Source organism: Pseudomonas sp. Marseille-Q0931 (genome assembly GCF_940789645.1).
Classification (GTDB): Bacteria; Pseudomonadota; Gammaproteobacteria; order Pseudomonadales; family Pseudomonadaceae; genus Aquipseudomonas.
Genome location: NZ_CALNWT010000003.1, coordinates 417,542 through 437,209 on the forward strand (window position 1 = coordinate 417,542; position 19,668 = coordinate 437,209).

Consider the following 19,668-nt stretch of genomic DNA (forward strand, 5'->3'; position numbering starts at 1 on the left):
AAAACGACCAAAGCGAAAAACCCGCCTACAGTGCCTGCGCAGCTGGATGCTGGCAATGCCGGGCGCCGCATCACATCCGGTTACACAGCCGCAGGCGTTGCGCCCACTGGGTTGAAGGGCGTTCTTGCCCGATCCTGCTGCGTATCGATACGAACCTAGGTCCCGCTCGCCAGTCGGAAAAAAATCGCCACCCTCGTGAGGAGCTTTTCCCGATGAGCGCTCTATCCGTTCGCAGCTTCGCCTCCCTCACCCTGCCCGTCGGATTGCTGGCCGGTCTGCTGATCGGCCCCGCGCAGGCCCAACAACCAGCGCGGCTCGACGTGCCCTACGTACCGACGCCGGAACCGGTCGTCGCGCACATGCTCAAGCTGGCGGAAGTCGGCCCGGACGATTACCTCATCGACCTGGGCTCGGGCGACGGCCGCATCGCCATCTCCGCGGTGCAGGATCATGGCGCCAAGGCTGCACTCGGCATCGATCTGGACCCCGAGCGTGTCAAAGAAGCCAAGGAAAACGCCAAACGCGAGGGCGTGACCGACAAGGTCACCTTCGAGCAGGGCGACCTGTTCCAGAAGGATATTTCCGAGGCCGACGTGCTGACCATGTACCTGCTTTCCACGGTCAACATGCGTCTGCGCCCGGTGATTCTCGACACGCTAAAACCCGGCACTCGGGTGGTGTCGCACGCCTTCAGTCTCGGTGACTGGGAGCCCGATCAGAGCGATGTGATCAACGGCAGCTCGGTATTTCTGTGGATCGTGCCGGCCAAGGTGGCGGGCCAGTGGACCCTCGAACTCGATGGCAAACGCTATCAGGTCGAACTCGATCAGCGCTTTCAGAAAGTCACGGGCACGGTCGAAGGCCATCCCGCTGGACTCAGCGGCCAGTTGAAGGGCAACGAACTGCACTTCACCCTCGACGACAGGCTGTATGTCGGCCAGCTCAATGGTGATCGTATCGAGGCGGTGCCGGCGGACGGCGCGCAGCAGGGTTGGGTCGCGTACAGGAGCTGAACCATGACCTCGCTAGCGTCCTCCCAGCGCGCCGGGCTTTCGGTCGTCGATGCCGTGGCCATGCTGGTCGGTGTGGTGATCGGCGTCGGCATCTTCGGCCTGCCGCCGCTGGTGGCGCAACATGCCAGCAGCGCCGAACTGTACCTTGCGCTGTGGCTGGTCGGCGGCCTGGTGATGCTGATCGGCGCGTTGTGTTACGGCGAGCTGGGCGCAACGCACCCGGACCAGGGCGGTGAATACCATTATCTAAGCCTGGCCTGGGGGCCGCAGATCGCCCTGCTGTTCGCCTGGGCTCGCGGCACGGTGATCCAGACCGGCGCCATCGCCGTGGTCGCCTTCATCTATGGCGACTACGCCCAGCGCCTGCTGCCGCTCGGCGAATATGGCGGGGCCTGGCATGCAGCCTCGGTAGTGGTCGCGCTGACCCTGCTCAATGTGCTCGGCACACGCGAATCGCGGCGGGCGCAGGTGTTCTTCACCGGGGTGACGGTACTGGCACTGCTGACGGTGGTGCTCGCTGGCCTGGCGCTGGCCGAACCGCAGCCGACCGCTGCCACCTCGGCACCTGCCGGCGGCAACCTGGCCGGCATGCTGGGCATGGGCATGGTCTTCGTGCTGCTCACCTACGGCGGCTGGAACGAGGCAGCCTATCTGTCCGGCGAGTTGCGCAACCCAGCGCGCAACATGAGCCGCGTGCTGCTGATCGGCACGGCGGTGGTGACCGCCATCTACCTGCTGGCGAACCTGGTCTTTCTGAATATCTTCGGCCTCGACGGCCTACGCCAGAGCGACGCAGTGGCAGCGGACCTGATGAGCATCGTCGCCGGGCCAAGAGCCGAAGCACTGCTGGCGCTGTTCGTCTGCCTCACCGCCTTGAGTACGTTGAACGCCACCCTGTTTACCGGCGCGCGGGTCTATTACGCGCTGGGCCGCGACGTGCCGCTGTTGGCCTTCATCGGGCGCTGGAACGAGCGCGGCGCCACGCCGGTGCGCGCGCTGCTGTTGCAATGCGCATTCACCTTGCCATTGATCCTGTTCGGCGCGCTGAGCGAGAACGGCGTGGAGACCATGGTGGCCTACACCGCCCCGGTGTTCTGGCTGTTCATGTTCCTCGTCGCCCTGGCGCTGATCCGCCTGCGCCAGCGCCAGCCCTGGGTGCCGCGGCCGTTCAGCGTGCCGCTGTATCCGCTGACGCCGATCCTGTTCGCCGCGACCTGCCTGGGCCTGCTGTATGCCAGCACGCTCTACGCTGGCAGTGGCGCATTGCTTGGCTTGCTGGTGCTCGGCGCCGGCCTGCCGTTGCTGGCCCTGCAGCGCCCGCAACCGGAACTGCAAGGCGAGCACGCCGAGTAGCGCTACATCGCCCAGTCCTTGACCACCACATGGGTCTTGACCTTCTGCATGCCGGGGAACGCCTCGATGGCCCCGCGCACTTCGCTCAGGCGCGTCATGCTCGGCGCTTCGATGAACACCAGCATGTCGGTTTCCCCGCTGATGCCGCTACAATGACGCACTTCGGGCAGCGCGCGCATGCGCTCGACGTATTCCTCGCAACGCCCGCCCTGATAGAAAAGCTCTAGAAAGGCCTTTACCCCCGCCTCGCCCAGCTCCGCCACCTGGGCGTGATAGCCACGAATCACCCCGCTGCTCTCCAGATGGCGAATCCGCTCGCTGACCGCCGAACGTGACAGATTCACCTCACGTGCAATCTGGCTGATGGAGGTACGCGCATCGCTGCGCAGCAGAGCGAGGATCTGGCGATCGAACTTGTCCACGGGCTTCTCGGGCGGCAATCAGTTTGACGGGGAAAACCACCATTTCGTCGGCAAAAGGCGCCAGCCTGCAAACGGCCAGCGCCCTACCATGGCGGTATCGGAAAGAGGATGAGCATACCCCATGAGTCGCTTGAACAAGGAGTTGGGCCTGTTGCAGGGCATCGCGCTGCTCAGCACATCGCTGCTCGGCACCGGCATCTTCGTGGTGCCGGCACTGGCGGCCACCGCGGCCGGCGAGGCCTCGCTGTGGGCCTGGCTGCTGCTGATTAACCTGGTGTTGCCGGTGGCGTTCACCTTCGCCCAGCTGGGCAAGCGCTTCCCCCATGCCGGTGGCGCGCCGCACCTGATCGGGCGCGCCTTCGGCCTGCGCATGGAGGGCGTCAGCGCCCTGCTGTTTCTCGCCGTGCTGCCGGTCGGGCTGCCGGCTGCCCTGCATATCGCCAGCGGTTTCTGGCTGGCCTTGTTCGACCTCGATCGCACCGGCCTGCTGCTCATCGAACTGGCGACCTTGGTCGCCATGCTCGTACTCGGCCAACGCCCAGCAAAAGCATCGGGCACGCTGCAGGGGCTGATTGCCGTGGCCATCGTCGCCAGCGTGGCACTGATCTGGTGGGTTGGTGACCTGCCGCGCGCCAGCCAACCGCTGCTGCCGACGATGGACGGGCAATGGCACCTGCTGCCTACGGCGCTGGCAGTCATGTTCTGGTGCTTCGTCGGCATTGAGGCCTTCACCCATCTGGGCGAGGAGTTCAAACATCCCGAGCGCGACTTTCCGTTGGCGCTGCTGCTCGGCGTGCTGCTGGCCGGCCTGGTGTACTGGGCCTGTTCGGTGGCGGTGCTGAGCTTCGCCACCTATGGCGACGTGCACAGCGATACCGCCGCCCTGCCGCGTTTGTTCTCGCTGCTGCTTGGCGACCAGGCGCGCGTGCCGGTAACGGTGCTCGGCTATCTGGCCTGCTTCGCCTCGATGAACGTGTACATCCAGGGTTTTGCCCGGCTGATCTGGAGCCTGGCCGACGAGGGCCGCCTGCCGGTCGCGATGGCTGCGCGCAATCGCCATGGCGTACCCGGCAGGGCATTGCTGCTGGTGGTGTTCAGCTGCGCACTGTGCACTACGCTTTCCGCCTCGTTGAACCTGTCCGTGGACGACCTCATCCGCTACGCCAACGGCAACTTCGTGCTGATCTATCTGCTCAGCATGGCCGCTGGCTGGGTGCTGCTGCGAAGCTTCTGGCGCCTGCTCGCAGGGCTTAGCGCAGTGCTCTGCGCCGGCGTGTTGCTCATGCTCGGCGGCGATGCCCTGTACGCCGTGGCGCTGCTCGGCGCGTTGCTGCTGCTCGATCGCCTGCGCGTCATGCACAAGGCCATGACCTGACGCAACCGCTCTGCCAGCGCAAGGTTACCTGCACCTCCGCGGCCGTTAGGGGTCGAAAACGGCGTAACCCGAGCGACGACGCAGCCAAGGCGTGACCTTCGTCGCTCAGGGGTTCTATCCTTGAATCGAGAATGCCGAAAGGATGCCCAATGCACCGCGTACTGAACGATCTGAAAATCATGATCCTGACCAACCTGTGGATCGTCCCGGTGGTTGGGGTAATCGTCTGGGCCTTGTTCCAGTTCGTCCCGCCACCGCCGCAGATGAGCGCGAGCATGGCCACCGGCACGCCGACCGGGGCCTATCAACAGTTCGCCGAGCGCCTGAAGGAGGAACTGGCCAAGGAAGGCTTCGAGCTCAAACTCGTACCGACCTCAGGCTCGCGTGACAACCTGGAGCGCCTGCTGGCGACGAACCCGCAAGTCGAAATCGCCCTGGTGCAAAGCGGTCTGGAGCGCCAGCTTACAGCCGCGCAGCAGCGCCAGTTGGAAAGCCTGGGGGCCATCTATCAGGAACCGCTGTGGCTGTTCTACCGACGTGACGTGGAGCTCGATCGCATTGCCGACCTGCTGCCGCTGCGCGTCGGCCTGGGCGGCGATGGCAGTGGCACTCGCGCCGCCAGCGACGCCATTCTCGGCGCTAATGCCATCGCCCCCGAGCAGTATCCGGAAACCTGGCAGAGCACCGGCGGCGGCAAGGCGGCACGCGCGCTGATGGCCGGCGAGTTGGATGCCGCATTCTTTGTCGGGCCTGCGGAAAACGCCCTGGTACAGCAACTGGCCGCCAACCCGGACATCGTCCTGGCGCATTTTCGCCGCGCCGCCGCCTATGAGGCGCGCCTGCCGTTCTTCAATCGGGTGGAGGTCGGCGAAGGCCTGCTCGACCTGGCCAGCAACGCGCCGGATCGCGATATCGTCACCCTCGCGCCCGTCGCGACGCTGGTGGTCAACGATGAATTCAACCCCGGCCTGGTGCCGCTGTTTCTCGAGGCCACCCGCGAAGTGATGAGGAAGGGCACGCTACTCGACGCGGCCGGCACCTTCCCCAGCGCCGAGCCGCGCACCTTCGACCTGCACAAGGACGCCAGGCACTACTACGACAAGGGGCTGCCGATCCTGCAGCGCTACGTGCCGTTTCGCATCGCCTCGCTGGCCGACCGCTACATCATCCTGCTGATCCCGCTGATCGTGGTGATGATCCCGCTGCTCAAGGCCGTCGGGCCACTTTACCAGTGGCGCATCCGCGCGCGCATCTATCGCTGGTACAAGTACCTGCGCGAGATCGACCGCAAGCTGCATGCCGGCTCGCTGCCCGACGAGCTCGACAGCGAGATCGCCCGCCTGGAGCACCTGGAGGACGAGCTGGCATCCGTGGAAGTGCCGCTGTCGTATTCCAACCAGCTGTACGAGTTGCACCTGCACGTACGCTACGTGATCGAGCGACTGCGCGAGTTGCAGCAGCGGCGGCACTGAATGACCATCGCGGCTGAAGCCGCTCCTACAGAATTCATCCACCCGTAGGAGCGGCTTCAGCCGCGAAGGCTTCAGCTTGGTTGCCCTACGATTGACTGTGCGCCGCGACTTTCTGCGTGACTACAAGACGCTTCACGGAACGATCCATGCCGGAATCCAGCGGCCGCTTCGGGTAAACTTCGCCTCCTGTTTCATCTGCCCACGAGACCGCCATGCCGATCCGTCACTGCATCGTCCACCTGATCGACAAGAAGCCCGACGGCAGCCCTGCCGCACTGCACGCCCGCGACAGCGAGCTGGCCACGTCGCAAGCCATGGAAAACCTGCTGGCCGACCTCAACGAGAGCTACAACGCCAAGCAGGGCAAGGCCTGGGGCCTGTTCCACGAGGAATCCGGCGCTTACCCGTTCAGTGGCTGGCTCAAGGCCTATCTCGATGGCGAGCAGGATTTCACTGCCTTCAGCCGCCAGGCCGTCGAGCAGTTGCAGAAGCTGATGGAGGAATCCAACCTGTCCACCGGCGGCCACGTGCTGTTCGCCCACTATCAACAGGGCATGACCGACTACCTGGCCATCGCCCTGCTGCACCACAGCGAAGGCGTGGCAGTGACCGACGCATTGGACGTGACCCCGGCCAAGCATCTGGACCTTGGCCAGTTGCACCTGGCCGCGCGCATCAACATCAGCGAGTGGCAGAACAACAAGCAGTCCAAGCAGTACATCTCCTTCATCAAGGGCAAGAACGGCAAGAAGGTCTCGGACTACTTCCGCGATTTCATTGGCTGCCAGGAAGGTGTCGACGGCCCGGGCGAAACCCGCACCCTGCTCAAGGCCTTCAGCGATTTCGTGGAAAGCGAGGACCTGCCCGAAGAGCAGGCGCGCGAAAAAACCAAGACCCTGGTCGGCTATGCCACCAGCCAGGCCAAGCTGGGCGAGCCGATCACCCTCGACGAACTCTCCGGGCTGATCGACGAGGAGCGCCCCAAGGCCTTCTACGAACACATCCGCAACAAGGACTACGGCATGGCCCCGGAATTTCCGGCGGACAAACGCACCCTCAACCAGTTTCAGCGCTTCACCGGCCGCGCCGAGGGCCTGTCGATCAGCTTCGAGGCGCACCTGCTGGGCTCGAAGGTCGAATACGACGAGGGGCGTGACATGCTGATCATTCGCCAGCTGCCGACCCAGCTCAAGGACCAGCTCAAGCGTCGCCAGGACTGATAGCGCAAGATTGGCGGGATGGCCCCGCGCGGTTTACCCTGATATGACCGCGCCATCACACAAGGACGCGAAACGATGAAGACGATTGTGCTGCTGCTCGCCGCCCTGGCCCTGTGGCAACACTGGGACAAGGTCGAGCGCTGGATCGACCCGCCCCAGGCACGCAATGCCAGCGGCGAAGTGGTGCTCTATGCCACGCAATGGTGCGGCTATTGCGCCAAGACACGCGAGCTGTTCGCCGAGGACGGCATCGCCTATCGCGAAGTGAATATCGAGACCGATGCCGCCGGCCGCGCCCAATACCAGGCCTTGGGCGGGCGCGGCGTGCCGGTGATCGACCTGCGCGGGCAGGTCATCCACGGCTACGACGTACGCGCCATCCGCGCCGCCTACTGACAGGCGGCGCAGCAAGCTTCAGCGCGCCTCGATGCGGAAGCCCAGGCGTGGGAAGTGCACATGCACGACGCCGGCGCGCTCGTCCTCGCGACGCAGAATCAGCTCGTCACGCCCGGCATGCAGCAATTCGCCTTGTACCGGGTCGACACCATAGTCCACCGCCGCGATGCTCACCGCCTGGCCGGCCTCGAAGCCATTGGGGTCGACGAAGGCTTCGTCCGGCAGCGCCGCCGGCGTGGCAGCACGCGCCACCTCAATCGCCTGCTCGCCGCTCATCTCGCTCAGCGATCCATGGCCGAAGCCCAGTACCCGGGCGAGCCAGGCAGCGACCTCGGGGTAATCGTCGACCAGCGGCGAGGTCACCGGCGTGCCGCGCAGGAACCACAGGCAATGGGCCACGGAGAAGTCTGCGTGCGATGGCTCACCGAAAAGGAAGTCACCCTGCTCGCACTGCAACTGACGCTGCAATGCGCCCATCAGCGCCGGCCACTGGTGCTTGGCCTGCTCCAGCGGCAGACGGCTCGCCGTGCCGCCGGAGAACAGCGCACTGCGGTCGGCGGCGAAGGCCTTGGCGAACTCCGGCGGCACCTTGGCGAAGCGTAGCGCCATCGACTCTGGCTGAAATACCAGCGCCACGACGTGCTGGAACAGTACCGAGTCAGCCCATTGCGAGAGCAGGCTGACGTTGAACGCCTGAGCTTCGGGGAACAGCGCCGGCGTGGCCTTTTCGGCCTCCAGGCGGCGGGCGATCAGCGCCGTATCGCAATAGATGTCAGCACCGACCTGCAGCACCGGCGTCTTGCGGTAGCCGCCGGTCAGTGCGGTGAGGTCGGGCTTGGGCATCAGCGGAGGGATCATCGCCGAACGCCAGGACAGTTGCTTGAAGCCCAGCATCAGGCGGGCCTTCTCGGCGAACGGCGAGGTCGGATAATGGTGCAGGATCAGCTCGTGCATGGCGCGCTCCGCGACAAAGTCGAAAGCTGCAGCTTAACCGCCTCGCTTGGCCACGCCCACCGTCTCAGGGTGATGCAACGCTATCAACGGCCAGAATGAGCGCCTCTTTGGCGCTTTTGCTCAGGCGTTTGATCGCCCGCTCGCGCCGCAGCGCGTCGCCCTTGCCGGCACAGGCCTCGACATAGGCAAGCGCCAGCGCGGGGCTGGTATGGAAGAAACGCGCGCCCTTGCCACTCTGGTGCTGGGTGAAGCGCCGTTGCGGGTCATCGCTGATACCGCAATAAAGAGCGCCATTGGCCGCACGCACCAGATAGACGAACCAAGCCTTTTCGACGGCCGCATTCATCCGCGTGCTGGAAACCACTCACGCGCCGAGCGCCACAGGCACATGCCGACGAAGTAAGCCGATGCCAGCCACCACAGCGCCAGCAGCCAGAAATGGTTGGCCGGGTACTGCAGAATCAGCAGCGCGCTGGAGAGCATCCAGACGAAGGTCACCAGGATGTTCAGCGGCATGAACTGGCGTACGCGGAACGGGTGCAGGAACTTCATCTTGGTCAGGGTCAGGCCGGCCAGCAGCACGATCATGCCCAGGGTGACCCAGGGATGCACATCGAGGATGTAGAAATACAGCACCACCACGTTCCAGGCCGCCGGGAAGCCGACGAAGTAGTTGTCCTTGCTCTTCATGTTCAGGTTGCAGAAGCAAAACAGCGAGGACAGCAGGATCAGCCCAACGGCGAACAGCGGCGTGTAATCCGGCAACGGGATGAAGCGGTAGAGGAAGATCGCGGGGATGAAGACGTAGGTGAGGTAGTCGATCACCAGGTCGAGGGTCGAGCCGTCGAAGTGCGGCAGCACGCCCTTGACGTCATAACGTCGCGCCAGCGAACCATCCAGGCCATCGACCAGCAGCGCCAGGCCAAGCCACATCAGGCACTGCTTGGGTTGGCCGTCGAGTACAGCCAACAGCGCCAGCAGAGCGAGGATCACACCGCTGGCGGTAACGGCATGAACCCCCCAGGCTTTGGCCTGTTTTACGGCAACGATCAGTTCGGTCACGGCAGGTCTCGATTGGCAGTGGAGATGCGACACCCCATGTGCGCACGCTCATTATTGAAGGCTAAGACCGAATAGCCTACCACTGCGTTCCTTCGCCCGCCTTAGCGCGAAGCGCGGAATTGGACGAGACCGCGTGCCGCCTGTCGACGAATGGCGGCCTGAACCGGTGGCGCCCAGCCCAATAGCAGCCCCTTGCCACCGAGCGCCTGACGCGCCCATCGCCACAGATCGAAATGATCGCGATGTTCGACGATCAGCCCGTCGCGGAACACGAAGCGCGCCTGGATGTGGTTGACCACCTGGCGACCAGTGGCACTGAAGCGGTAGCTGGCAATCCAGCGCGCACTGCCGGCATGGTCATCGGCGTGCACCGAGTCGAAGGTCAGCGAAAAGTCTTCGGCGCGGCTGCACAGCATGCGCCACATATCACCTGCCTCTGCGCCGCGCAGGCCAACGAAGACCGGGTCGGAGAACTTCACGTCCTCGGCGTAGCAGGCCGCCATGGTCTCGGCATCGAGCTTCTGGAAAGCGCTGTAGAAACGCTGGAGTAGTTCGGCGTTGGGGTGGCTCATGACTCGTTCCTGCGTGCGTTCTGGTGGTGACCGGCGCGCATGCGCGCTACGGCACGTGAATGCAGCCTAGTTTGTGCGCGGGAGAATCCGGTGACGACTGGCGATAAAGACAACCTTGTGTCAATAATCGCCAAATCCACACAAGAGCCGGTTTCATGCTGCGCATCGCCCTTTATATCTGCCCGCAAACCATCTGCTCCAGCCTGAGCATGGCGCAGGACGCCTTCAGCCTGGCCAATCGCCTCGCCGATACGCCGGGCTTCGAGCTGCAGCGCTTCAGCCTCGATGGACAGTCGGTGCAGCTGGATTTCGCGCAGATCCGGGTCGATGGCGGCCTGCAGTTGGCCGAACAGGCCGACCTGCTGATCGTGCCCGCCACCGGCAGCGCCATCAGCAAGACTCTGGAGAGCAACGCCAGACTCCTGCCCTGGCTGGCTCGACGCGACCGACAGCAAGTAGCGAGCCTGTGTAGCAGCGCCTTCCTGCTGGCAGCAGCCGGTCTGCTCAATGGTCGCCAGGCCACCACCCACTGGGCACTGGCCGGGGCCTTCTCGCACCACTTTCCCCAGGTAAACCTGCGCAGCGACCTGCTGCTGACCGAAGATGGCCCGTTGTTCTGCTCCGGGGGCGCACAGGCCGGGCTTGACCTGTGCCTGCACCTGATCGGCCGGTATGCCGGCGAATGGCTCGCACAACAAGTGGCCAGTGCCATGGTGATCGAGCGCCAGCGCGGCACGCAGACGCGCTTCGCTCCACTGCTACCCAACACCGAAGACAAGGCACTGGCGCCGCTATTGGCCTGGCTGCGCGAACACCACGCCGAGGCCATTGATCTCAACCGCCTGGCGCAGCAGGCCCATTGCTCGGCGCGCACCCTGCTGCGCCGTTTCAAACAGGGCACCGGGCTGACCCCAGGCGACTACCTGCAGCGCCTGCGCATCAGCGTCGCGCAACAGGCGCTGGCCGACTCGACGCAGTCACTGGAGCAGATCGCCAGCGAAGTCGGGTTCGCCGACCGCGCCACCTTCGCCAAGCGCTTCAAACAGCTGTGCGACGAAACGCCCGGCGCCTTTCGCAAACGCATGCGACGCAGTTAATACCAGGCAAAGAAAAAGGGAGCCTGAAGGCTCCCTGATACACAACGCGACGCCGACTCAGTGCAGGATCTGGCTGAGGAACAGCTTGGTGCGCTCGTTCTGCGGGTTGGTGAAGAAGGTGTTGGGCTCGGCCTGCTCGACGATCTCGCCCTTGTCCATGAAGATCACCCGGTTAGCCACGGTACGGGCAAAGCCCATCTCGTGGGTCACGCAGAGCATGGTCATGCCGTCTTCGGCCAGGCCGATCATGGTGTCCAGCACCTCTTTCACCATCTCCGGGTCGAGGGCCGAGGTCGGCTCGTCGAACAGCATGATCTTCGGCTTCATGCACAGCGCACGGGCAATCGCCACACGCTGCTGCTGACCTCCGGAGAGCTGACCCGGAAACTTGTGGGCCTGTTCGGGAATGCGCACACGCTCGAGAAAGTGCATGGCGATTTCCTCGGCCTGGCGCTTGGGCATCTTGCGTACCCACATCGGCGCCAGGGTGCAGTTCTGCAGCACGGTCAGATGCGGGAACAGGTTGAAGTGCTGGAACACCATGCCCACTTCGCGGCGGATCGCCTCGATGTGCTTGAGGTCGCTGGTCAGCTCGGTGCCATCGACCACGATGCGCCCCTGCTGATGCTCTTCCAGACGGTTGATGCAGCGAATGGTGGTGGACTTGCCCGAGCCGGACGGCCCGCACAACACGATACGCTCGCCCGGTTGCACGCTGAGGTTGATGTCCTTGAGCACGTGGAACTGGCCGTACCACTTGTTCACGCCCTGCAGCAGGATCATCGGCTCGGCGCTGGGTTGCTTGATTGCTTCACTCATAAATTCACTCCTATCGAGGGGCTCGATTCAGGATTTAGCGAGCTAGAGCCAGGCAAGGCGAAAACATTCGAGGGAGCGGAGCGTACTGTTGTACGTGAGCATTCCGAGAGTGTTTTCAACGACGCCTGGTCGACGCGCAGCAAATACTGATCAACTCCTAACGCTTGTGGCCGGTGTCCAGCTTCCTCTCCAGATGCATGGAGTAGCGGGACATACCAAAACAGAAAATCCAGAAGACCAGCGCGGCGAACACGTAGCCCTCGGTGGCCATGCCCAGCCAGGCCGGGTCGGTGGTCGCCTGCTTGATGCTGTTGAGCAGATCGAACAGGCCGATGATGATCACCAGGCTGGTGTCCTTGAACAGGGCGATGAAGGTGTTGACGATGCCTGGAATCACCAGCTTGAGCGCCTGCGGCAGGATCACCAGACCCATCGTCCGCCAGTAGCCCAGGCCCATGGCCGCGGCCGCCTCGTACTGGCCCTTGGGGATGGCCTGCATGCCACCGCGCACCACTTCGGCGATATAGGCGGCCTCGAAGAAGATCACCATCACCAGGGCTCGCAGCAGCTTGTCGAGGCTCATGCCTTCGGGCAGGAACAACGGCAGCATCACCGAAGACATGAACAGCACGATGATCAGCGGCACGCCGCGCCAGAATTCGATGAAGGTGACACAGATGACCTTGATCGCCGGCAGGTTCGAACGTCGCCCCAGCGCCAGCAGGATGCCCAGCGGCAAGGCGCCGGTGATGCCGACGTAGGCGATCACCAATGTAAGCATCAGGCCGCCCCAGCGGCTGGTAGGCACCACGCTCAGGCCGAACACGCCGCCGTGCAGCAGGCACCAGGCGATGATCGGGTAGATCACCAGGAATGCCACGCCATAGAACGCCTTGCGCGGCATCTGCGGGACGAACAGCGGCGCAGCTCCGACGATGGCCAGCCAGATGGTGGCATCGACCCGCCAGCGCTGCTCGCTGGGGTAGAAGCCATACATGAACTGGCCGAAGCGTTGCTGAATGAACACCCAGCACGCGCCTTCCTTGGTGCAGTCTGCGCGGGTGCTGCCCACCCAGTTGGCATCGAAGATCGCCCACTGCAGAAGCGGTGGAACCACGAGCCAGATCAGGTACAGCGCCAGCAGGGTCAGCAGGGTGTTGAACCAGTTGGAGAACAGGTTGGCCTTGAGCCAGCCCAGCGCGCCGACGCTCATGCTCGGCGGCGGCAGGTCAGGCTTGAAGATATGGGTCTGCATGGCTGCTCCTTACCGCTCGGTCAGCGCGATGCGCTTGTTGTACCAGTTCATCAGCAGGGAAATGCTGATGCTGATGGCCAGATAAACGCTCATGGTGATCGCCATGACCTCGATCGCCTGACCGGTCTGGTTAAGTACCGTGCCGGCGAACAGCGAGACCATGTCGGGGTAGCCGATGCCGGCCGCCAACGAGGAGTTCTTCGCCAGATTGAGGTACTGGCTGGTCAACGGCGGGATGATCACGCGCAGTGCCTGCGGGATGATCACCAGGCGCAGGGTGATGCCTGGGCGCAGGCCCAGCGAACGCGCGGCTTCGGTCTGGCCATGGCTGACCGCCATGATCCCCGAGCGCACGTTCTCGGCGATGAAGGCTGCGGTGTAGATGGTCAGCGCCAGGGTCAGCGCCATCAGCTCGGGGATCATCACCCGGCCGCCGCGGAAGTTGAACCCGGTCAGCTCCGGCACGCTCCAGTGCAACGGGTTGCCGGCGACGAGAGCCGTCAGCCCGGGGATCAGGACGATCAGCGCCAGCGACGTCCACAGCAGCGGGAAGATCTTGCCGGTGGCTTCGCGGCGCTTCTTGGCCCAGCGCCCCAGCGCGATGATGCCGACGATGGTGGCCAGCAGGATCACAACGAACAGGCCGAAACTCTCCGACGGGCTCGGCGCCGGCATGTACAGACCACGGCTGTTGAGGAAGAAGGTTTCGCCAACATCCAGGCTCTGCCGCGGTCCGGGCAGGGCGAGGAAGACCGCGAAGTACCAGAAGAGGATCTGCAGCAGCGGCGGGATGTTGCGGAAGATCTCGATATAGACGGTGGCCAGTTTGCTGATCAGCCAGTTCGGCGACAGCCGCGCCACGCCCAGCACGAAGCCGAGTATGGAGGCCAGCACGATGCCGATGAAGGACACCAGCAGCGTATTGAGCAGACCGACCACGAACACGCGACCGTAGCTGTTGCTCTCGGTGTAGTCGATCAGGTGCTGGGCGATACCGAAGCCGGCGCTGTTGTTGAGGAACGCGAAGCCGGAGATGATCCCGCGCTTCTCCAGGTTGGCCTGGGTGTTCTGGAAGAGAAACCAGCCGAGCGCCACGACGGCGACAACGGCAATGATCTGGAAAGCCCAGGCGCGCACCTGCGGATCGTTCAGAAGCGATCCACGCGGGCGCGGGGCGTTAGCAGTCGTATGCATGACAACCCTCACGGAAGCCCCGGCCGTACACAATCAGGCCGGAGTTCACTTAATCGGAAACGACAGCGGCAGCCCCCGAGAACCGGTCCATAGTCTGCTGCGCGTCGGGCCTGCTGCGTCATAAACAGGCTCAGAATGCTCATTTACAACTCGTAAACTGCGCTTCTTCGCCTGCTTTTTCCTTGCATGCCTCTAGCTCGCGAGCCTATGAACAGATTCTCGTCTGCCGCTGTGGACGGTCAACGCACCGGCGGTGCGTACTGCAGACCACCCTTGTTCCAAAGGGCGTTGAGACCACGCTCGATCTTCAGCTCGCTGCCGGCACCGACGTTACGGTCGAAGGACTCGCCGTAGTTACCGACTTGCTTGACGATCTGCACTGCCCAGTCTTTCGGCAGCTTGAGGTCCTTGCCGAACTCACCTTCGGTCCCTAGCAGACGGGCTACGTCCGGGTTCTTGGTGGATTTGGCGGTTTCTTCGACGTTGGCCGAGGTCACGCCCAGCTCTTCGGCGTTGAGCATGGCGAACAGGGTCCAGCGCACGATATCGAACCACTCCTCGTCACCCTGACGAACGGACGGGCCGAGCGGCTCCTTGGAGATGACTTCCGGCAGCACCACGTAGTCGCCCGGGGTGGCCAGCTTGATGCGCTGTGCGTACAGCTGCGACTGGTCGGAGGTCAGCACGTCGCAACGACCGGCTTCGACCGACTTGGCGCTCTCGTCGGAGGTATCGTAGGTGATGGGGGTGTACTTCATGCCGTTGGCACGGAAGTAGTCGGAGAGGTTCAGCTCGGTGGTGGTACCGGCCTGGATGCAGACGGTGGCACCGTCCAGTTCCTTGGCGCTGGAAACCCCCAGCTTCTTGTTCACCAGAAAGCCCTGACCGTCGTAGTAGGTCACGCCGGTGAAGTTCAGGCCCAGCGCCGCATCGCGCGAGCTGGTCCAGGTGGTGTTGCGCGAAAGGATGTCGACTTCGCCGGACTGCAGCGCGGTAAAGCGCTCCTTGGCGGTCAGCGGGCTGTACTTGACCTTGGTCGCGTCACCGAACACCGCGGCTGCAACCGCGCGGCAGACGTCGACGTCCAGGCCCATGTAATTGCCCTTTGCATCGGCGTAGGAGAAACCAGGCAGACCGTCGCTGATACCGCACTGCACGAAGCCTTTCTTCTGCACCGCATCCAGGGTGGCGCCTGCCTGAGCAAAACCACTGACACCGAGCACAGCTGCGGTAGTCAGAACAGCCAGGGTGGATTTCACCATCTTCATCAAAAACCTCCAGTTGCTCTTGTTGTGTTGGAGTCTCCGTCCGCCTTCCCCACCCTTTTGAGGCTTGCGATCCGCTGGCAGCAACGGTATCGACGAGAAGTTCGAACGTCAGGCGGGAGTCTAGTCGGCATTACCCTCTGCTGGCCAACTGCTCCTGCCCTGCCCATTGGTTGAACGGGCTTGAGACGGATCGTCATCCGCCTGGGCGTATCACCGCCCCGACGGTCTGGTTAGGAACCCCCCACAGCAGATTCCTGCCTGTTGAGCAGCGCGCATTACACAGTGTTACCGTTAGCGCACCGCGTCGTCAGTCCGGATGAGGCATAGCAAGCCCCGTACCAGCACACGGCGAACTGCCGTATCCAAAGGGGTCAAGCGCAAAAGATTCACCCGTGCGACAACTTGTTCACAGATTAGCCAAGCCTTGAAAAGGGTGCCGCCCCAAATAAAGGCACCTGCACCACACTGGAGCTACCAATGACCGCACCCATGATTCTGCAGCCCCCGCAAACCGCCGATGCCAGCGTGATCTGGCTGCACGGGCTGGGCGCTGACCGCTACGATTTCCTGCCGGTCGCCGAGATGCTGCAGGAACGCCTGCCGACCACGCGTTTCATCCTGCCGCAGGCGCCGACCCGCCCGGTCACCATCAATGGCGGCTGGAGCATGCCGAGCTGGTACGACATCCTTGCCATGAGCCCGGCACGCGCCATCGACCAGGCGCAGCTGGACGAGTCCGCCGATGAGGTAATCGCGCTGATCGAAGCCGAGCGCGAAAGCGCCATCGCCGCCGAGCGCATCGTCCTGGCCGGCTTTTCCCAGGGTGGCGCGGTGGTGCTGCACACCGCCTTCCTGCGTTACCAACAGAGCCTCGGCGGGGTGTTGGCGCTGTCGACCTACGCGCCGACCTTCAGTGACGACATGCAGCTGGCGGATACAAAAAGACAACTGCCGGTGCTTTGTTTGCATGGCAGATTCGACGACGTGGTGACACCCGACATGGGACGTGCCGCGTACGACCGCCTGCACGCCAGTGGCGCACAGGTGCAATGGCGCGACTATCCGATGACCCACGAGGTCCTGCCGGAAGAGATTCGCGATATCGCCGAATGGTTGGGCCAGTTGCTGGCCAACTGACCGAACCGAAGAGATGCACGATAAATGAGCACAGCGCCCCTGATTCGCACCCTGCAGGATATCGAGCAGATCGAGAGCACGCCGTTGAGCGAGCGCGATCTACCCGGCAGCACCTTCGAGCTGATCCGCCGCACGGCACAGGCCAACCCCGATGCACCGGCGCTGTCGTTCATCCTCCAGGGCACGGGCGATGAAACGCCACTGCGCCTGAGCTATGCCGAGCTGCTGGCCAGGATCACCCAGACCGCCAATGCCTTTCATCGCCTGGGTTTACGCCCGGGCAAGGCAGTCTCGTTCCTGCTGCCCAACCTGCCGCAGACCCACTACACCATCTGGGGCGGCGAGGCGGCGGGGATCGTCAACGCGATCAACCCGCTGCTCGATCCCGAGCACATCGCCGAACTGATCCATGCCTCCGAGTCCGAACTACTGGTGACCCTGGCGCCCTTCCCCGGCACCGACCTGTGGGACAAGGTCGAGGCCCTGCGCGATCAACTGCCGGAGCTCAAGGCGATTCTCTGCGTGGACATGGCCAACCTGTTGCCGGAACCGCAACGCAGTGCGCTCAAGGCCCAGCGCGGCCCGTTGCCGGACGGCGTGCTGGATTTCGATGAAACCATCGCCGCCTGCCCCGCCGACCATCTGGAAAGCGGACGCGTGATCGCCGCCGAGGACATCGCCAGCTACTTCCATACCGGCGGTACCACCGGCACGCCGAAACTGGCGCCGCACAGCCACGGCAACGAAGTGGCCATGGCCTATAGCATGAACCTGGTGACCCGCTTCGGCGTCGGAGACGTGACGCTCTGCGGCCTGCCGCTGTTTCACGTCAACGGTGTGATCGTCACCGGCCTGGCGGCCTTCATCGGTGGCGCCGAGGTGCTGCTGGCCACGCCGCAGGGCTATCGCAACACCACGCTGATCGGCAATTTCTGGAAAGTGATCGAACGCCACAAGGTCAGCTTCTTCAGCGGCGTGCCCACCATCTATGCCGGCCTGCTGCAGGTGCCCAGCGAGGGCCATGATCTGTCCTCGCTGAAATACGCGCTGTGCGGCGCGGCGCCGATGCCTGTCGAGCTGATCCGCCAGTTCGAGGCCAAGACCGGCCTGACCCTGATCGAAGGCTACGGCCTGACCGAAGGCACCTGTGGCAGCTGCGCCAACCCGCCAGCCGGCGAACGCCGCCCTGGTTCCATCGGCCTGCCGATGCCTTACTGCGAGGTGCGCATCAAGGTGCTCGACGAACAGGGACACTACGTTCGCGATGCCGCGCCAAATGAAATCGGCAACCTGTGCATCCGTGGCGCCACGGTGTTCAAGGGCTATCTGCAGGCGAGCAAGAATACCGGCATCTGGGTCGATAGCGACTGGTTCAACACCGGCGACCTTGGCCGCGTCGACGTCGATGGCTATATCTGGCTGACCGGCCGCAGCAAGGACCTGATCATCCGCGGCGGCCACAACATCGACCCGCAGATGATCGAAGAAGCCCTGCACAAGCACCCGGCCGTGGCCATGGCCGCTGCCGTGGGCAAGCCGGATGAGAAGGCCGGCGAGCTGCCGGTGGTCTACGTGCAGCTCAAACCCGGCAGCCAGATCAGCGAGGCGGAACTGCTCGAGCATGCCGCCGCGCACATTCCCGAGCGCGCCGCAATTCCCAAGGACGCCTGGATCATCGATGCCATGCCGCTCACCGCAGTGGGCAAGACATTCAAGCCGGCGCTGCGCTTCGATGCCATCACCCGCGTCTACCAAGCTGCCGTCGGCGAGCTGCATCCTGCCGCTCGGGTCGAAGTGCTGAGCGACGACAAGGCCGGTCAACTGGCTCACGTTCACCTGCCGAATCAGGATCAGGCACTTGCCGAGGCCATCGGCGAGCGCCTGGCCGGCTATGCAGTAGGCCATCGTATTCACTTCGCAACGTGATCCAGAGCGCGCAAGGACGCGCGCCAGTTAACAACTTTGCACTTTCGTGCCGCCATTGGTCGGTCTGGCTTGGGACAGGCATTGCCAGGCCTCCAGCGGCGGAATAATGTCGAGCGATCCGTAGACACGACAGGGAGCGTTGGTGGAGCCCTACGGCCTATTCCCCCGGCCAGGCCCGACGAGATTGCGATGAAACCGGCGCACTGGCAGGCAGACCTGCAGCAAGTCCAGCAGTTGCGACTCTTTCAGAATGTCGCCACCAGCAGCCTCGATCAGTTGCTGCGGGAGTTTCGTGCCTGCGAGTTGGAAGCAGGCGAAGTGCTGCTTTCCCCTTTCAACCGCAACCAGCACCTCTATCTGCTGATAGAAGGCCAGCTGCGCGTCTACCTCGGTTCACTGGACAACCAGGCCGTCAGCACCCTCGAAGTCGGCGACTGCGCGGGTGAAATCAGCTTCATCGACAACGAGCATCCTTCTGCCTACGTGGTAGCCGAGCGCCCCTCCATCGTCTTGCGCCTGCATCGCGAATCCCTGGTGGCGCTGTTCGAGCAATCCCCACAGATGATGCAGAACCTGCTGGAGCTGCTCTGCGACCGCGTGCGTCAGGGCAACCGGAAGATTCTCGACAGCGAGCAGAACGCCAACGTCGACACCCTGACCGGCTGCTTCAACCGACGCTGGCTGGAGCACGTGTTCGAGCGCGAGAGCACCCGCTGCGCCTTCAACGATGAACCCATGTCGCTGCTGATGCTCGATGTCGACCACTTCAAGGCCTACAACGACCAGCACGGCCATCTGGCCGGCGACTACGCCCTGTGCCTGGTGGCGCATACCCTGAGCAGCCAGCTCAGGCCCAAGGACAGCCTGATACGTTTCGGTGGCGAGGAGTTCGTCATCCTCTTACCTGAGATCGCTGCCGAGGCCGCGCGCGGCATTGGCGAGCGCCTGCGCGTCAGCCTGGAGCAGATCGCCTCGTTCTACTCGCCGGTTGGCGTGCTGCCCGGCGTCACCATTTCCATCGGTCTGGCGCAGATACAACAGCCGGACAGCCTGCAGGGCCTGATCGCGCGTGCCGATGCGGCGCTGTACCAGGCCAAGCAACAGGGTCGCAACTGCCTCTGCGGCTGAGCGTT

Annotated in this window: 19 protein-coding genes; 10 read left to right on the top strand and 9 right to left on the bottom strand. The window is 63.7% G+C overall.

The window, feature by feature from the left end:
• Positions 1–212: 212 nt before the first annotated feature.
• Together P3C50_RS10885 and P3C50_RS10890 are read left to right on the top strand one after the other, a co-directional pair.
• Complete coding sequence (locus P3C50_RS10885) at positions 213–1,013, top strand: 50S ribosomal protein L11 methyltransferase (RefSeq protein ID WP_275546010.1); 801 nt, start codon at positions 213–215, stop codon at positions 1,011–1,013.
• 3 nt (positions 1,014–1,016) lie between these two features.
• Positions 1,017–2,366, top strand: coding sequence for an APC family permease (locus tag P3C50_RS10890; RefSeq protein WP_275546011.1), 1,350 nt, complete (start codon positions 1,017–1,019; stop codon positions 2,364–2,366).
• A gap of 2 nt (positions 2,367–2,368) precedes the next feature.
• Here P3C50_RS10890 and P3C50_RS10895 read toward each other — a convergent pair whose 3' ends face one another.
• Positions 2,369–2,788, bottom strand: coding sequence for an Lrp/AsnC family transcriptional regulator (locus tag P3C50_RS10895; protein ID WP_275546012.1), 420 nt, complete (start codon positions 2,786–2,788; stop codon positions 2,369–2,371).
• Between the two features lie 121 nt (positions 2,789–2,909).
• Here P3C50_RS10895 and yjeH point away from each other — a divergent pair, with 121 nt between their 5' ends.
• The 4 genes from yjeH (at position 2,910) to P3C50_RS10915 (ending at position 7,251) form a co-directional block, all read left to right on the top strand.
• Positions 2,910–4,163: an L-methionine/branched-chain amino acid transporter gene (yjeH, locus tag P3C50_RS10900; protein ID WP_275546013.1), complete on the top strand. Its 1,254-nt coding sequence runs from the start codon at positions 2,910–2,912 to the stop codon at positions 4,161–4,163.
• 149 nt (positions 4,164–4,312) lie between these two features.
• The gene (locus P3C50_RS10905; RefSeq protein ID WP_275546014.1) at positions 4,313–5,635 is read left to right on the top strand and encodes a TAXI family TRAP transporter solute-binding subunit; all 1,323 of its coding nucleotides are present in this window, start codon (positions 4,313–4,315) and stop codon (positions 5,633–5,635) included.
• Positions 5,636–5,847: 212 nt separating this feature from the next.
• Positions 5,848–6,855, top strand: coding sequence for a nucleoid-associated protein YejK (gene yejK, locus P3C50_RS10910; RefSeq protein ID WP_197858334.1), 1,008 nt, complete (start codon positions 5,848–5,850; stop codon positions 6,853–6,855).
• 75 nt (positions 6,856–6,930) lie between these two features.
• On the top strand, positions 6,931–7,251 hold the full coding sequence (locus P3C50_RS10915; protein WP_275546015.1) for a glutaredoxin family protein: 321 nt from the start codon (positions 6,931–6,933) through the stop codon (positions 7,249–7,251).
• 18 nt (positions 7,252–7,269) lie between these two features.
• Here P3C50_RS10915 and P3C50_RS10920 read toward each other — a convergent pair whose 3' ends face one another.
• The 4 genes from P3C50_RS10920 to P3C50_RS10935 form a co-directional block, all read right to left on the bottom strand.
• The gene (locus P3C50_RS10920; RefSeq protein ID WP_275546016.1) at positions 7,270–8,205 is read right to left on the bottom strand and encodes a glutathione S-transferase family protein; all 936 of its coding nucleotides are present in this window, start codon (positions 8,203–8,205) and stop codon (positions 7,270–7,272) included.
• 64 nt (positions 8,206–8,269) lie between these two features.
• Positions 8,270–8,551 carry a GIY-YIG nuclease family protein gene (locus P3C50_RS10925; protein WP_275546017.1) on the bottom strand — a complete coding sequence of 94 codons (282 nt, stop codon included), beginning with the start codon at positions 8,549–8,551 and terminating at the stop codon, positions 8,270–8,272.
• Complete coding sequence (gene pcsA / locus P3C50_RS10930; protein WP_275546018.1) at positions 8,548–9,267, bottom strand: phosphatidylcholine synthase; 720 nt, start codon at positions 9,265–9,267, stop codon at positions 8,548–8,550. Before pcsA ends, P3C50_RS10925 begins: the two co-directional genes overlap by 4 nt.
• A 101-nt stretch (positions 9,268–9,368) precedes the next feature.
• Complete coding sequence (locus P3C50_RS10935; RefSeq protein ID WP_197858324.1) at positions 9,369–9,839, bottom strand: nuclear transport factor 2 family protein; 471 nt, start codon at positions 9,837–9,839, stop codon at positions 9,369–9,371.
• A gap of 155 nt (positions 9,840–9,994) precedes the next feature.
• Here P3C50_RS10935 and P3C50_RS10940 point away from each other — a divergent pair, with 155 nt between their 5' ends.
• Positions 9,995–10,936 carry a GlxA family transcriptional regulator gene (locus P3C50_RS10940; RefSeq protein WP_275546019.1) on the top strand — a complete coding sequence of 314 codons (942 nt, stop codon included), beginning with the start codon at positions 9,995–9,997 and terminating at the stop codon, positions 10,934–10,936.
• A 57-nt stretch (positions 10,937–10,993) separates the two neighbouring features.
• On the opposite strand, the gene P3C50_RS10945 is transcribed toward P3C50_RS10940, so the two are convergent.
• The 4 genes from P3C50_RS10945 to P3C50_RS10960 form a co-directional block, all read right to left on the bottom strand.
• Positions 10,994–11,755: an amino acid ABC transporter ATP-binding protein gene (locus P3C50_RS10945; RefSeq protein ID WP_275546020.1), complete on the bottom strand. Its 762-nt coding sequence runs from the start codon at positions 11,753–11,755 to the stop codon at positions 10,994–10,996.
• A gap of 157 nt (positions 11,756–11,912) precedes the next feature.
• Complete coding sequence (locus P3C50_RS10950) at positions 11,913–13,010, bottom strand: amino acid ABC transporter permease (RefSeq protein WP_275546021.1); 1,098 nt, start codon at positions 13,008–13,010, stop codon at positions 11,913–11,915.
• A 9-nt stretch (positions 13,011–13,019) separates the two neighbouring features.
• Positions 13,020–14,204, bottom strand: coding sequence for an amino acid ABC transporter permease (locus P3C50_RS10955; protein ID WP_275546022.1), 1,185 nt, complete (start codon positions 14,202–14,204; stop codon positions 13,020–13,022).
• A gap of 239 nt (positions 14,205–14,443) precedes the next feature.
• Positions 14,444–15,472, bottom strand: a complete 1,029-nt coding sequence (locus P3C50_RS10960) for an amino acid ABC transporter substrate-binding protein (protein ID WP_197858315.1) — start codon at positions 15,470–15,472, stop codon at positions 14,444–14,446.
• Between the two features lie 477 nt (positions 15,473–15,949).
• On the opposite strand from P3C50_RS10960, the gene P3C50_RS10965 reads away from it, so the two are divergent.
• The 3 genes from P3C50_RS10965 (at position 15,950) to P3C50_RS10975 (ending at position 19,663) form a co-directional block, all read left to right on the top strand.
• A complete protein-coding gene (locus P3C50_RS10965; protein ID WP_275546023.1) occupies positions 15,950–16,609 on the top strand; it encodes an alpha/beta hydrolase in 660 nt (219 codons plus the stop codon).
• Positions 16,610–16,633: 24 nt separating this feature from the next.
• Positions 16,634–18,535: an acyl-CoA synthetase gene (locus P3C50_RS10970; protein WP_275546024.1), complete on the top strand. Its 1,902-nt coding sequence runs from the start codon at positions 16,634–16,636 to the stop codon at positions 18,533–18,535.
• A gap of 189 nt (positions 18,536–18,724) precedes the next feature.
• The gene (locus P3C50_RS10975; protein WP_197858309.1) at positions 18,725–19,663 is read left to right on the top strand and encodes a GGDEF domain-containing protein; all 939 of its coding nucleotides are present in this window, start codon (positions 18,725–18,727) and stop codon (positions 19,661–19,663) included.
• The last annotated feature ends 5 nt before the right edge of the window (positions 19,664–19,668 follow it).